Annotated in this window: 12 protein-coding genes; 11 read left to right on the top strand and 1 reads right to left on the bottom strand. The window is 62.6% G+C overall.

The genetic code is table 11. The features are described 5' to 3' along the window. Positions 1-8: 8 nt before the first annotated feature. The 11 genes from ssuD to GL286_RS05270 all read left to right on the top strand — a co-directional run bounded on the left by ssuD (position 9) and on the right by GL286_RS05270 (position 13,578). Entirely contained in the window at positions 9-1,196 is a 1,188-nt protein-coding gene (ssuD, locus tag GL286_RS05320) for an FMNH2-dependent alkanesulfonate monooxygenase (protein WP_155094448.1), read from the top strand. Positions 1,197-1,200: 4 nt separating this feature from the next. Beyond that, positions 1,201-2,661 (top strand): FAD/NAD(P)-binding protein, encoded by a 1,461-nt coding sequence (locus GL286_RS05315; protein WP_155094447.1) that lies wholly within the window; start codon positions 1,201-1,203, stop codon positions 2,659-2,661. 29 nt (positions 2,662-2,690) lie between these two features. Beyond that, the gene (locus GL286_RS05310; protein ID WP_155094446.1) at positions 2,691-3,275 is read left to right on the top strand and encodes an NAD(P)H-dependent oxidoreductase; all 585 of its coding nucleotides are present in this window, start codon (positions 2,691-2,693) and stop codon (positions 3,273-3,275) included. Between the two features lie 16 nt (positions 3,276-3,291). Continuing rightward, on the top strand, positions 3,292-4,257 hold the full coding sequence (locus GL286_RS05305; protein ID WP_155094445.1) for an aliphatic sulfonate ABC transporter substrate-binding protein: 966 nt from the start codon (positions 3,292-3,294) through the stop codon (positions 4,255-4,257). Positions 4,258-4,269: 12 nt separating this feature from the next. Then, complete coding sequence (locus GL286_RS05300; RefSeq protein ID WP_155094444.1) at positions 4,270-5,094, top strand: ABC transporter permease subunit; 825 nt, start codon at positions 4,270-4,272, stop codon at positions 5,092-5,094. Beyond that, positions 5,081-5,857, top strand: coding sequence for an ABC transporter ATP-binding protein (locus GL286_RS05295; RefSeq protein ID WP_155094443.1), 777 nt, complete (start codon positions 5,081-5,083; stop codon positions 5,855-5,857). The genes GL286_RS05300 and GL286_RS05295 overlap by 14 nt, the downstream gene beginning before the upstream one ends. A 255-nt stretch (positions 5,858-6,112) precedes the next feature. Then, the gene (locus tag GL286_RS05290) at positions 6,113-8,224 is read left to right on the top strand and encodes a TonB-dependent siderophore receptor (protein ID WP_155094442.1); all 2,112 of its coding nucleotides are present in this window, start codon (positions 6,113-6,115) and stop codon (positions 8,222-8,224) included. A 14-nt stretch (positions 8,225-8,238) separates the two neighbouring features. Next, positions 8,239-9,114, top strand: coding sequence for an iron-siderophore ABC transporter substrate-binding protein (locus GL286_RS05285; protein WP_155094441.1), 876 nt, complete (start codon positions 8,239-8,241; stop codon positions 9,112-9,114). Beyond that, positions 9,111-11,084 (top strand): Fe(3+)-hydroxamate ABC transporter permease FhuB, encoded by a 1,974-nt coding sequence (gene fhuB, locus GL286_RS05280; RefSeq protein ID WP_155094440.1) that lies wholly within the window; start codon positions 9,111-9,113, stop codon positions 11,082-11,084. The genes GL286_RS05285 and fhuB overlap by 4 nt, the downstream gene beginning before the upstream one ends. Continuing rightward, a complete protein-coding gene (locus tag GL286_RS05275) occupies positions 11,081-11,857 on the top strand; it encodes an ABC transporter ATP-binding protein (RefSeq protein WP_155094439.1) in 777 nt (258 codons plus the stop codon). The genes fhuB and GL286_RS05275 overlap by 4 nt, the downstream gene beginning before the upstream one ends. Positions 11,858-11,877: 20 nt before the next feature. Further along, on the top strand, positions 11,878-13,578 hold the full coding sequence (locus GL286_RS05270) for an ABC transporter ATP-binding protein (protein ID WP_155094438.1): 1,701 nt from the start codon (positions 11,878-11,880) through the stop codon (positions 13,576-13,578). On the opposite strand, the gene GL286_RS05265 is transcribed toward GL286_RS05270, so the two are convergent. Continuing rightward, entirely contained in the window at positions 13,557-14,552 is a 996-nt protein-coding gene (locus GL286_RS05265; protein WP_155094437.1) for a siderophore-interacting protein, read from the bottom strand. The genes GL286_RS05270 and GL286_RS05265 overlap by 22 nt on opposite strands. Positions 14,553-14,606 lie beyond the last annotated feature (54 nt).

Here is a 14,606-nt window from a genome sequence, read left to right as displayed (position 1 = left end):
ATCGCGACATGACCATTCCCGCGCCCGACAAGATCAAGGTGCTCTGGTTCCTGCCAACTCACGGGGACAGCAGGTATCTGGGAACCTCTGAAGGCGGCCGAGCCGTAAACCTGCCATATCTGCGCCAGATCGCTCAGGCGGCTGACTCGCTTGGCTATTATGGTGTGCTCCTGCCAACCGGTCGTAGCTGCGAGGATAGCTGGGTGGTCGCGGCGGCACTGGCGTCCCAGACCGAGAAGCTACGTTTTCTGGTTGCTGTGCGCCCCGGATTGCAATCGCCGACGCTGGCGGCGCGTATGACGGCGACCTTGGATCGCCTGTCGAATGGCCGACTGCTGATCAACGTGGTCACCGGTGGCGATCCTGTCGAGAACGCAGGTGACGGCATCCATCTGAGCCATGCCGAGCGATATGAGGTGACGCAGGAGTTCCTCGATATTTACAAGTCCCTGCTGGCTGGCCAGACGGTCAATTACGAAAGCAAGCATTTCAGGATCGTTGACGGCAAACTGCTATTCGCTCCGCTGCAACCTGCTGGGCCGCAACTCTACTTCGGCGGATCGTCCGATGCTGCGAATGTTGTCGCGGCCAAACAGGTGGACAAGTACCTGACATGGGGCGAGCCGCCCGCTCTGGTCCGCGACAAGATCGAATCCGTCCGCCGTCTGGCTGAAGCCGAGGGCCGCGACGTGAGTTTCGGCATCCGCCTGCATGTCATTGTTCGCGAAACCGAGGCCGAGGCATGGGAGGCCGCTGATCGTCTGATCAGCAAGCTTGACGACGCAACGATCGCCAAAGCGCAGGAGACCTTCTCGCGGATGGACTCGGTCGGTCAGCGTCGTATGGCCGAACTGCATGGCGGTCGCCGCGACAAGCTGGAGATCAGCCCGAACCTTTGGGCGGGCGTTGGGCTGGTGCGGGGCGGCGCGGGAACGGCGTTGGTCGGCGATGCCGAAACCGTGGCCGAGCGCATCGACGAATATCGCCGTATCGGCATCGATACGTTCATCATGTCCGGCTACCCGCATCTGGAAGAGGCCTACAGCTTTGGCGAGCGCGTCCTGCCGCTTCTGCCGCTGGACCATCCTCTGCCGCAAACAAGCCACGTCGCCAATATGGGGCCGTTCGGCGAGACAGTCGGCAACGACTATCGTCCGGCGGCAAAGCCCCGTCCTGTTCTGGTGACCGGAGGATAATCCGATGACCGTGCTGCAATCCCCGCGCCTGCGCGTTGTCATTATCGGCGGCGGATTTTCGGGCGCATCGCTGGCCTGGCAGCTTGCCGAGATGCGGGCGCAGGCCGTCATCACGGTGGTCGAGCCCCGCTCTGAACTGGGTAGGGGGTTGGCTTATTCGACCAACGAACCGACCCACCGGATCAATGTCCCCGCGCATCGCATGTCGCTTGACCCCGAGCGGCGCGAGGATTTTCTGGAATGGCTGACCGAAGCAGAGGAGCAGGGCAGGCTTGATCACGACCGGCAGTCGGTCACCGAACACGGCGAACGCTTTCCGCGCCGCGAGGTCTTTGGTCGCTACGTTTCCGAACGACTGGCCCCGCATCTGGAAACCGGAACCATCCGGCACATCCGTGCCCGCGTCGGTGACGTCGAACGGGCATTGGATGGATCGCTGGTATTGATGCTTTCGGACGAAAGCCGGATTCGGGCCGACATCGTGGTGCTGGCAACGGGTCATCCGGCTCCGGCAGTGCCGAAACCGGTCGCTGGTCTGACCGGAGCCGCGCAATTGATCGCTGATCCCTATGATCCGGTGCGTCTGGCCGAGGTGGATAAGGATGCCCGCATTCTGGTCCTTGGCGCGGCGCTGACCTCGGCTGATGTCATCGCGACCTTGGATCGGCTGGGTCATCAAGGCCGGATCACCTGCATTTCGCGCCATGGTTTGCGATCGCGCGGTCATGGTCAGATCACGCGCGACAGTCAGGTTGATTTCGTCAACCCTCCGATCCGGCGCGCTTCGGAATTGCTGCGCGCGGTCCGGCACGCAGTCGTGGACGATCAGGCGCAGGGGCAAAGCTGGCACGCGACCTTCTATCGGTTGCGTCAGCAGGGGCCGCAGATCTGGGCAGGGCTTGACGCCGCGAACCGCGCCAGATTGCTGCGTCACTTGCGGACACTCTGGGACGTGCACCGCTATCGTCTGGCTCCGCAGGTCGAGGTGGTGCTGAACCGTCTGGTTGCCGATGGCCGTCTGGAATACGTCGCCGGTCACGTTCTTGCCACCGAACGGGACGGAGAGGCTGTCCGCGTGTCCTGGCGCGAGCGCGGCGGCGAAACCCGGCGAACCGAGAGTTTCGACAAGATCATTGTCACCACCGGACCGGCGCAGGGGCGATGTATCGACTGGAATCCGGCGCTTGGCGCGTTGGCACGGCTTGGTCTGGTCACCCCCGATCCTTTGGGGCTGGGTCTGGCCACGACCGAGACCTGTCGCGCCATCGATGCCTCGGGGGCGGCCAGCCAGCGCGTCCTGATCGCGGGCCCCTTGGCGCGCGGTCATATCGGTGAGCTGGTCGGCGCGCCTGAATGCGCCATTCAGGTCAGCGCCATTGCCGCCGAGATCGTCAAGCAGGCGATCCTTGCCCCAATCCTCGGACCGGCCGCCGTCGCGCATGGCCCGGTCGCCACCCCATCCTGATCCTTCGGGACACCCACAGGAGAATATCCATGACTATCCTGAACATCACCGGTTTTGCCGGCAGCTTCTCTGTGCCTTCGCGCACGCGCGCTCTGGTCGAGCAAACGGTTCAGCAGGCCGCCTCACGGTTCAACGCGGTCGGCAATGTGTTCGACCTTGGCGATCTTGGTCCCTCGTTGGGGGCCGCGCGTCATCTGGGCGATCTGGCGCCGGAAGCGCTTGAGCTGGTGACCTCGTTGATCCGTGCCGATGCATTGGTCATCGCGAGTCCGGTCTATAAGGGCAGCTATAGCGGGCTGTTCAAGCATGTGTTCGATCTGCTCGATCCGGGCATGTTGCATGGCAAGCCGGTGCTTCTGGCCGCGACGGGCGGCGGTGATCGCCACGCGTTGATCATCGAACACCAGCTTCGCCCGCTGATGGGCTTTTTCGAAGCGCAGACACTTTCGACCGGCGTTTATGTGTCGGACCGCGATTTCGTCGGCGGCCAGTTGGTGGACGAAGCGGCCCGCGCCCGTCTTGGTCGGGCGATTGGCCAGTTCGCGCCCTTCTTTGCCGATTTTACCATCCCGCAGCCCGTTCAGCGCAGCGCGTCGCTGCTGAACGCCCTTTAATAGGCAGGGTCCGACCATGACAACGAATTTCTCGCGTCGCGCGGCCCTTGGTCTGGGTCTGGCTGCGCTGGCAAGTCCGGCGATCCTGCGGGCGGCTCCGGCCAAATCGCTGCGTGTCGGCTGGCAAAAGGGCGGGCTGCTTGGGCTCGTCAAGGGGGCCGGTGCTTTTGAAAAGGGTTTGGCCGACAAGGGCATCTCGATCAGTTGGTCCGAGTTCACCTCGGGGCCTCCGCTGCTCGAGGCGCTTTCGGCAAATGCGCTGGATTTCGGCTATACCGGAAACGTGCCACCGATCTTTGCCCATGCCGCCCGTGGTAATTTGGTGTTTGTCGGCGCGGGCGAGGGCTCTCGCGAGGGGCACGCCATTCTGGTGCCCAAGGATTCCCCTGTGCAGACCATCGCCGATCTGAAGGGACAAACCATCGCCTTTAAACGCGGCAGTTCGGCTCATTATGCGACGATCAAGCTGCTGGCTTCGGCGGGGCTGACGCTAGACGATATCCAGCCGCAAGACCTTTCGCCGCCGGATGCCATCGCGGCATTCGATGCGGGTGCAATCGGTGCGTGGACAATCTGGGACCCCTATTTCGCCATGGCGCAGGAGCGACCCAATACCCGCGTCCTGTCCACGACCGAGATCGTCGAGCCGGATTACAACTTCTATTCGGCGAACGGTGATTACGCCGCCGAAAATCCCGCATTGGTTCGGGACATCATCGGCATCATCCAGCAGGTCGGCAAGGACGGACAGGCCAACCTGCCTGAGACCATCAAGACCTTTTCCAAGGAAACCGGCCTGAGCGAAGCGGTGATGGAACGCGCGCTGACCCGCAAGGGGGCCGATCTGGGCCTGCAGGGCTTCATCGAGCCCAAGCATGTCGCCTACGAACAGGGCGTCGCGGACGAGTTCTACAAGCTGGGCATCATTCCCCGGCAATTGGACATCGCCTCGGTGATCTGGACACCGCAAACTGCCAGCTGACGGAGCAAACACATGAGCCTGACAGATAGCCTTAGCGCTGCCCGAAATCGTGGCTCGGGCTGGCGGCCTAGTCTTCCCAAGCCCGAGGCACTTCTGCCCTATGCCGTACCGGCAGCCATCCTTGCCCTGTGGGAGATCGCGGGCGCGACCGGTCTGATCGCCGATACGGTCATGCCGCGCCCCTCGATCATCGTCGGCACGGCAACGCAACTGGCGCTGTCGGGCGAGCTGTTCACCCATCTCGGCGTCTCGGCTGCGCGTGCGCTGGCGGGACTGGTGGTTGGCGGCGGCATAGGCTTTGCCCTTGGCGTGGCGAACGGCGTCTCGCGCCTGTCCGAGACTCTGACGGATTCAACCCTGCAAATGGTCCGCAATATCCCGCATCTCGCGCTGATCCCGCTGGTGATCCTGTGGTTCGGAATCGGCGAAGGGGCAAAGCTGTTCCTTGTCGCGCTTGGCGTGTTTTTCCCTATCTATCTCAATACATTGCATGGCATACGTAATATAGACCCGCATCTGATCGAGATGGGCCGCGCTTATGGCATGACCTCGCGCCAGTTGTTCCGGCGCATCGTTCTGCCGGGTGCGTTGCCCTCGGTTTTTGTCGGCCTGCGCTATGGTCTGGGCATCATGTGGCTGACGCTGATCGTGGCCGAGACGCTCTCGGCCTCGTCGGGTCTGGGCTACATGGCGATGAAGGCCCGAGAGTTCATGGTGCTGGATGTCGTGGTTCTGTCGATCCTGCTTTATGCCGCGCTTGGCAAGCTGGCCGATACCCTGACCCGTGCATTGGAACGTCGCGCGCTGAAATGGAGCCCCGCCTATGCAGGCCGTTAACCTTCTGCCCCGCGACATCTCGGTACCCCCGATGCTGCGCGAAAATCCGGGCGCATCGGTCTCGATCCGGAATGTCTCGCGCAGTTTCGATGGCAATCGGGTGCTGTCCAATCTCGACCTCGAAGTCCGTCCGGGCGAGTTCCTGTCGATCGTCGGACAAAGCGGATGCGGCAAGTCAACGCTGCTGCGGCTGATCGCGGGACTGGACAAGCCCAGTTCGGGCGAGGTCCTGATCGACGGCCAACCCGCCGATCAGTCCGGCGACAGGCTGCGGATCATGTTTCAGGAACCGCGCCTGCTGCCCTGGGCGACCATTGCCGACAATGTCGAGATCGGGCTGCGGCAAGGTTCGGACCCGAAAGCCATCCATGAGGCGCTGACCTCGGTCCAGTTGTCGGAAAAAGCCGGAATGTGGCCGTCGGTCCTGTCGGGCGGTCAGCGCCAGCGCGTGGCACTGGCACGGGCATTGGTCAGCCATCCCAGCCTATTGGTGTTCGATGAACCATTGGGTGCGCTCGATGCGCTGACACGACTGACGATGCAGAATTTGATCCGCGACATGCATGCGAAAGCGGGTTTCACAGCAATCCTTGTGACCCATGACGTCGCCGAGGCCGTCGCGCTGTCGGATCGGGTGATCGTGCTGGGGCAGGGTGGCATCCTGCATCGCGTCGACATCGTCCGCGTCGGACCGACAAGTCGTGGCAGCGCCGAACTGGCGGCGATCGAAGCCGAGATCCTGGACGCCATATTCGCGGCGTAAGGTGAGTTGTCATCAACAGGCGGAACCGGACAGTTTCCGGTTCCACCTTGACCATTTTTCCGGCAAAACACGATGACGTGGCGTTCGGACATCAGTAAGCATAAAATCGACAAAAACGCTTTCTATTCCTGACAGATGTCCTTGCGTTTATGGCTGAATTACAGCAATTGCTTCGTTAATAACGGTTAACGGGCAATGCCGCCAATATCTGTCCAGATTGGCGTTTGCGCCATCCAACAGACAAGAGGCGTGAAAATGCTGCTTTCCAGACGTTTTGCTTTGTTGGCGGGGACCAGCATCGTGGCGCTTGCCGTGCCGGCGATGGCGCAGGACGCCCAGCCGACCGAAGCCGTCGTGCTAGACGAAGTCGTGCTGGACGCCACCGCTCCGACGCAGGGCTACGTCGTTCCGACCTCGCAGATTGCCACCAAAACCGAGACTCCGGTGATCGAGACCCAGCAGTCGGTTTCCATCATCACCAAGCAGCAGTTCGAGGATCAGGGCGCGCAAAGCATGACGCAGGCGCTGCGCTATACCGCAGGCGTCACCGCCGAGCCTTTCGGTGGCGATCCGCGCTTCGATCAGCCGAACCTGCGCGGCTTTGACGTCGGAAACTCGCAATACCTGAACGGACTGCACCTGATCCGCGACTTTGGCGCGATGGGTCTTGAACTATACGGCCTTGAGCGGGTCGAGGTGCTGCGTGGCCCGTCATCGGGGCTTTACGGCTCTGGTTCGCCGGGCGGGATCATCAACATGGTCCAGAAGCACGCGCAGTTCGACAATTTCTCGGAAGCAGGGCTGGGTTTCGGTACAAACCAGAACAGCCTGTTCTTTGACGTGAACCGCTCGACCAGCGATGATATGGCGTGGCGCCTGACCGGCTTGCTCAGCGATAACGAAGAGCAGGTCGATGAAGTCACCAACGAGCGCGGATATCTGGCGGCTGCCGCAAGCTGGCAGATGGATGATGCCTCGACGCTGGATCTGATGCTGTCCTATCAGAAAGACAGCCCGATCTCGCCCGCGGGGGTTCCTTATGGCCTGACGCAGGACGTCGACGCCGAGGACGCGCGCGATTTCTACGCGGGCTATCCCGATGCGGATGACAGTGACCGCAAGATGCTGAACCTTGGTGTCGAGTACAAGCGCGAGCTGGACAATGGCTGGCGTCTTGAACAGGGCTTCCGCTACCAGAAATTCGACTGGAAATATACCGGCTTCTTCTCGGGTCATAGCTATGCTGACGGGATTGTTTACCCCGGCGCAATCTATCAGGACGAATCCAGCAATACGGTTCACGTCGATACCCGTCTGCTGGGCGAAGCGACGACCGGCGCGGTAACGCACAAGCTGGTGTTTGGCGTGGACATCAGCCGCTGGAGCGCCGATAACACCACCGAGTTCAACTATTCTTCAAGTCTTCCCGATTACTGGGGGACCGTGCCGCCGTTGAACTTCTTCGATCCCGATTACAGCGTGTCGTTCCCGCGCAGCGCCGGATATCGCGATGTGCAGGATCTGACGATCGAGCAAACCGGTATTTATGCCCAAGACGAGATCAGCTGGAACAACTGGCGCGCGACACTTGTCCTGCGCCATGACTGGGCCGAGCAGACCGGCTCGGCTGTCTCGAATTTCGTGGGCTTCGAAACGGTCACTGACGCGGGCCAGAAAGACGAAGCGACCACGGGGCGCGTCGGCGTGTCCTATCTGTTCGCGAATGGTGTGGCGCCTTACGTCAGCTACGCCACCTCGTTCGAGCCAGAGATCGGCATTTATCGCGGCAGCGAGGCCTATAAGCCGACCGAGGGCAAGCAATGGGAAGCTGGCGTCAAGTATCAACCGACCTCGTTTGACGCGCTGATCACGGCTGCTGTTTATGATCTGAAGCAGCAAAACGTGCGCCGCACCGTCGCTCCGGGGATCGACGAGCAGATCGGCGAGGTCCATGTCCGCGGCTTCGAGCTTGAGGGAACCGCTGAACTGGCCGAGGGCTGGGATATCCGCGGGGCCTATAGCTACACCGACGCGGTGCAAAAGGGCGGCGACAAGGACGGGTTGATGATGACCAACACGCCCTACAATGCGGCGAGCATCTGGCTGGATCGCGATTTCGGAAATGGTGTCCGCGTCGGCGGCGGTATCCGCTATATCGGCGAGCGTTACGGCAACCTGACCAATACCTACAAGATCGACTCGGTCACGTTGGGCGATCTGGGCGCAAGCTATACCCGCGACAATGTCGTGGCCTCGGTCAATGTGACCAATATCACCGACGAGGCCTATGTCGCCAGCTGCAGCGACTTCGGCTGCTTCTACGGCGATGGTCGCGAAGTTCAGGCAAGGCTCACTTACAAGTGGTAACTGCCGGGGCCCAAATGGGCCGCCGTGCCTTCATCTCCTCCGTCGCCGCACTCGCGGCGGCGGGGTCTTCATTTGCGCAGGACGCGCAAGGCCCGCGTCTGGCAGCGATCGATTGGGCCATGCTGGAAACCGCGATCGCGATTGGCCAGATGCCTGTCGCCGCCTGCGAATTGATCCGCTACCGACAGGACGAGGCTGCCGAAGCGATCCCGCAAAGCGTGACCGATCTGGGTTTGCGTGGTGCGCCGAATTACGAGTTGCTGCAACTGACGCGACCCGACCTGATCCTGAGTTCGCCCTTCTACATCCAGCACGAGGCGCGGTTGCGGGCAATTGCTCCGGTGCTGTCATTGCCGTTCTACGTTCCGGGCGAACCGCCGGTCGCCAAGACCCTTGCGGCAACTGCCGCATTGGCCGAGGCGGTTGGTCAACCGGAAGTGGCCGTCCGTGTCGAGACCGAGGCCCAAGATCGCATCCGGAGCCTTGCCTCTCGGCTCGCGCCGTTCCGCGACCGGCCGGTCAGTCTGATCAATATCGGCGATTCCCGCCATTTGCGTGCTTTTGGCTTCGACAGTTTGTTCGGCGACATGTTGGGGCGGCTGGGACTGGCGAATGCGTGGACCGACCGCACGCAGTTCAGCTTCCGTGCGCCCTTGCCGATCGAGCGATTGGCCGATGCCCCCGAAGCGCGTCTGATCATCGTCGGCCAGATTCCGGTCGAGGCGCGCGAAGGCGTCGCCCGCAGCGTGCTATGGCGCAAGCTTCCTGCCGTGGCAGAGGGGCGCTTATATCAACTGCCCGAGGTCAACGCCTTTGGCGGCTTACCCTCGGCATTGCGATTTGCCGAAATGTTGACCGGCGCGCTTGAGGCGGGGCCGCAACCGGCATGAACTTCAAGACGGTGATAGCGCTGCTTTTGGCGGCTGGGGTGGCCGTTGCACTATGGGGCGCGGCGGCGTGGCAATTGTTGCCCTCGGGCTGGCCTGCACTGTCGTTTGATCCCGACGCCATGAACTTGCAGCAGATCCTGCTGGCCTTCGGATTGATGCCGCGCGGCGTGATTGCCTTGGTCGCGGGCGCGGCGTTGGGATTGTCTGGCGCTCTGCTGCAAGCGGTGCTGCGCAATCCGGTTGCCGATCCGACCACCTTGGGGATTTCATCCGGCGCGCAGCTTGCTTTGGTCATGGCGACCATTTTTGCGCCCGGATTGCTTGAACATGGCCGTTGGCCGGTGGCCCTTGCGGGCGCAGGCATGGCCACCGCAATCGTGATGGGGATCGGCGCAAGACGCGCCTTTGCGCCGGTGACCATGGTGATTGCGGGGATGCTGGTCGGCATGACGACCTCGGCCATCGCGACGGCGATTACTTTGGCACGGGGCGAATACCTGCTGTCGCTGGTGATCTGGAATGGCGGCTCGCTGGTCCAACAGGATTGGAGCGGCGTGCGTTCGCTGGCACTGGTGCTGGTCATCGGTGGCGTCGGGGCGCTTCTGCTGGCCCGCCCGCTGCGCGTCCTGTCGCTTGGGGCGGCGGGTGCCAGCGCGCTTGGCATGAATGTCGCCAATATCCGTCTCGCGGTCATTGCGCTGGCGGTCCTGCTGGCGGGTTCGGTCTCGGCCGAGCTTGGCCTGATCGGGTTCGTCGGACTTGCCGCGCCAGCCTTGGCGCGCAGCCTTGGCGCGCGGACGATGGGGCAGGTGTTGCTGATCGCACCGCTGATCGGGGCCCTGATCCTGTCGGTCTGCGATGGCATTGTCCTGACCCTCGCCGGAGCCACCGGAGAGATGTTCCCGACCGGCGCATTGACAGGCCTGATTGGCGGCCCGCTTCTGATCTGGTTGCTGCCGCGATTGCGTGGGTCGACTCCGCCCGGAACCGAGACGGCCGAGGGAATAGCGCCGCGCCTCGAACGTCCGGCCCGACTGCTGGCCGGCCTTCTGGTGATCGCCTTGTTGCTGACGGTGCTGCTGGTCTGGATCGGGCGCGTGCCGCAGGGCTGGGCGGTTCTGGACTGGGACAGCTTCCGCGCCTTCCTGCCGCTTCGCTTGCCGCGGATCGTGGCTGCGGCGGCGGTCGGAGCGTTGCTGGCCATGGCGGGCGCAATCCTGCAACGGTTGACGGCGAACCCCTTGGCCTCGCCCGAGGTCTTGGGCGTGTCAGGCGGCGCGACGATCGGCTACGTGGTGACATTGTTCACCGTGGCTACGCCGGGACTTGGCGTGCAGACCTTTGGTACCATGGTTGGCGGAGCGCTGGCGCTGGTTCTGGTTGCGACCTTCGCCCGCCGCCGCGACATGCCAGCCGAGCGCGTCCTGCTGGCGGGGATTGCTGTTTCGGCGATGGCGGCCGCCTTTCTGTCGGCGGTCATGGCGACGGGCAGCACGCAATCATGGCAAGTGCTGGCTTGGCTTAGCGGCTCGTCCAGTGTGGTCGGGTTCGGTCAGGCCATTGCGCTGGCGGCTTTGGCGGTTCTGGTGCTGATCGGCGCTCGCATGACGCGCCGGTGGCTACAGATCCTGCCTCTGGGCCCCGAGGTCGGATCGGGTCTGGGCCTGCCTCTGGACAAGGCCCGCATCGGGCTGATCGCCTTGGCAGGCATCGCAACAGGGGCCGCGACGGTTCTGGTTGGTCCGGTCAGTTTCGTCGGGCTGATGGCTCCGCATGTGTCGCGCCGGATCGGTTTTGCCCGCGCGCAGGACCATGTCGCGGGTTCGGCGCTGATCGGCGCGCTATTGATGATCGCCGCAGATTTCGGCGCCCGTATGGCGGGCTTTCCCTATGAATTGCCGCTGGGACTGTTCGCGTCGCTGCTGGGTGCGCCGTGGTTGATCTGGCTGATGATGAGGATGAAGCGATGAGCGATGCTCTGTTCACCATCTCCGGTCTTTGCGTCGATGTGCCGGGCCGTCGGTTGCTGGATGGTCTGGACCTGACTCTGCCGCGCGGACAGGTCGTGGCGCTGATCGGGCATAACGGCTCGGGCAAATCGACCTTGTTGAAGGTGCTGGCGCGGCAGGTAGCGGCCTCGGTCGGAGAGGTTCGTTTTCAGGATCGCCCGCTGGCCGATTGGCTCCCCCGTGACTACGCCCGTGCGCTGGCATTCATGCCCCAAACCACGCCACCAGCCGAGGGCATGACGGTAAGGGAACTGGTCGCGCTTGGTCGTTACCCTTGGCACGGCGCGCTTGGGCGCTTCGGGCCTCAGGATCACGCCGCAGTATCGGCCGCACTTGCGGAATGCGCCATTACCGCCTTGGCGGACCGTCTGGTGGACACGCTGTCGGGCGGTGAACGCCAGCGCGTCTGGCTTGCGATGATGGTCGCGCAAGAGGCCGGTGCGCTATTGCTGGACGAACCGATTTCCGCCCTTGATATCGCGCATCAGGTCGAGGTTCTTTCCCTTGTCCGCCGCATGTGCCATGAGCAAAATCGCAGCGCCATCGTCGTGCTGCACGAGGTGAATATGGCTGCCCGCTTCTGCGATCACATTGTCGCGCTGAAGGGCGGAAAGCTGATCCTGCAAGGAACGCCTTCGGATCTGATGACCCCCGAGGCGCTGGCCCGGATCTATGGCCTGCCGATGCAGGTACTGCACCGTGCAGATGGCGGCCAAGTCGCCATTCCTGCCTGAATACCGACAAGGAACGGAAAATGTTGCGTGATTTCTTTGCCTATTACCGCCCCTGGATGGGGCTTTTCTGGCTGGATTTCGGCTGTGCCGTGCTGTCGGGCCTGCTTGAACTGGCCTTTCCGCTGGCGATCACCGCTTTCATCGACCACCTGCTGCCACAAGGCAATTGGAGCCTGACCATCGCCGCAGCAGTCGGCCTGATGGCGCTTTACGCGATCAATACCGGCTTGATGTCGATCGTGATCTATTGGGGTCACATGTTGGGCATCAACATCGAGACGGTGATGCGCGCCCGCGCCTTCGATCACCTGACGCGGCTTAGCTGGCGCTGGTTCGACGGCGCCCGTACCGGCAAACTCGTGGCCCGCGTCACCCGCGATCTGGAGGAAATCGGAGAGGTCGCCCATCACGGCCCCGAGGATGCGTTCATCGCCATCATGACCTTTGTCGGCGCGTTCCTGCTGATGTTCTGGCTCAATCCCAGCCTTGCTTTCATCGTGGCGCTGATCGTGCCTGCGATGCTGGCACTGGTCATTTTCTATGGGGGCCGGATGACCCAGACATGGCGCGCAATCTACTCGCGCGTGGGCGATTTCAACGTGCGTCTGGAGGAGGCATTGGGCGGTGTTCGTGTCGTGCAGGCGTTCGGCAACGAAGCGCATGAAAGCTCGTTGTTCGCGGCTGACAACGAAAACTACCGCACAACCAAACTACAGGCTTACCGCGTCATGGCGGTGTCCTCGGCGCTGCAATATATGGGCCTGCGGCTGGTGCAGGTGATCGTCATGGTCGTGGGCGCGGGTTATGTCCTGTCGGGCGAACTGACCACGGGCGGCTTTGTCGGCTTCCTGTTGTTGGTGAGTGTTTTCTACCGGCCGCTTGAAAAGATCGCTGCCGTGATCGAGACCTATCCTCGCGGCATCGCCGGTTTCCGTCGCTATCAGGAACTGCTGGCAACCGACCCCGAAATCGCTGATGCGCCGGACGCCATCGAGGCTCCGGCTCTGAAAGGCGATATCCGCTTCGAGAATGTCAGCTTCGCCTATGAAGGCGACCGCCAGATCCTCGAGGGTATCGACCTGACCATCAGCGCGGGTGAAACCGTCGCCTTTGTTGGTCCCTCGGGCGCGGGTAAAACCTCGCTTCTGGCATTGCTTCCGCGTTTCTATGAGCCGACCTCGGGCCGGATCACGATTGACGGTCTTGCCTTGGATCAGATGCGACTGCACAGCCTACGCCGCCAGATCGGGCTGGTCAGTCAGGACGTCTTCCTGTTCGGCGGTACATTGCGTGAAAACATCGCCTATGGCCGATTGGGGGCGACGGATGCCGAAATCAGGCATGCGGCCGATCAGGCCCAGCTTGGCCCCATGATCGAGAACCTGCCTGATGGGCTGAATACCATCGTTGGTGAGCGTGGCGTGATGCTGTCCGGCGGCCAGAAGCAACGTGTCGCGATTGCGCGTGCCTTCCTGAAAAACCCGCCGATCCTTATCCTTGACGAGGCGACCTCGGCATTGGACAGCCAGACCGAGCGCGAGATCCAGTCGGCACTTGACGCTTTGTCGGTCGGACGCACGACTTTGGTGATCGCGCATCGCTTGGGCACGATCCGTCACGCAGACCGGATTGTCGTCATGCAGGAAGGTCGGGTCGTGGAAAGCGGCCAACACGAGCCGCTTGTCGCACGGGGCGGGGTTTACGCCCGGCTATCGGGCTGACCCCAGTAAGCGGCAGCCGTGAACTGCCGCTTGTTCAAACCGCGCGCCGCAAGCTGACGGCGCGCTTCGCGGGCCTGAATGGCATGGCCCGCGAACCAGACATGGACATCGTCCGCGACCGGAATGGCGGCTGTATCTAGGGATGCCAACAGATCATCACAGCGCGTGACGCGCGGATCGTCGGTCAGGCCGGGCATGTCTTCGGATGCGGCATGGACAAACGCCCGTACGGTTCCTTTGGCTAGATCCAGCATCCGGCTGATGGCGGGCAGGGCGGTTTCGTCGCCAAAGAGCCAAAGCTCCTTGGCCTCGGGACACCAGCCGCCGCCCGGACCCATCAGGCCGACCGGCTCTCCGGTCTGGACACGCCGCGCCCAGTCGCAGGTCGGGCTGCCGTCATGGGCGAAAATGTCGAACTCGACCCAATCGCCCTGCTGATCGGCAACAGTATAGACCGGACGATGCAGCGCATCTTCGCCTTCGGGCCAGCGGGTACGACCGTTGGCTGCGATGCGCGGCCAGATCGGCTGACGGCCCTCGGGGGCGATCAGAACGCGGAAATGCAGGTTGGTCTGGCCGAAGCGGATCGCTTCGGGACCGGATACCCTGACCCGAATAAAGCCGGGAGTGCGCTGGGTCACGCTTTCGACGCGCATCAAAGTAAGGCCCGGAGCCAAAGCTCCCTCATCGACATTGTCCCAAGCGATGGCCATCCCGTGGCCTTCGAATAGCTCGGTCGCGCTGTCCTGCAAAATGCCGATCAGACGCTGCTCGGGGGCGCGCAGTTCGATCCGGACCATGCCGTCAGCGGGGATCAGGCAAAGTTCGCTGCCCCAAACATGCATGGTCAGGCTTTCGGATGATTCGATCAGGTCAACTTCCCATTCCGCGGCGCGCGCGCGCAGCAGGGCCGAGGCAGAACCGGAAGCCGAAGAGAGTATTCCGGTACTGCGGTGCGGACGGATCGGGAACATGAGCGTGACCTTCCATTGGTATCCACGCACCATATAACCCAGAAAAATAATCAG

The sequence above is a fragment of the Paracoccus aestuariivivens genome (assembly GCF_009711225.1).
GTDB classification, from domain to species: Bacteria; Pseudomonadota; Alphaproteobacteria; order Rhodobacterales; family Rhodobacteraceae; genus Paracoccus; species Paracoccus aestuariivivens.
This window is presented reverse-complemented; position numbering and strand designations above follow the sequence as displayed.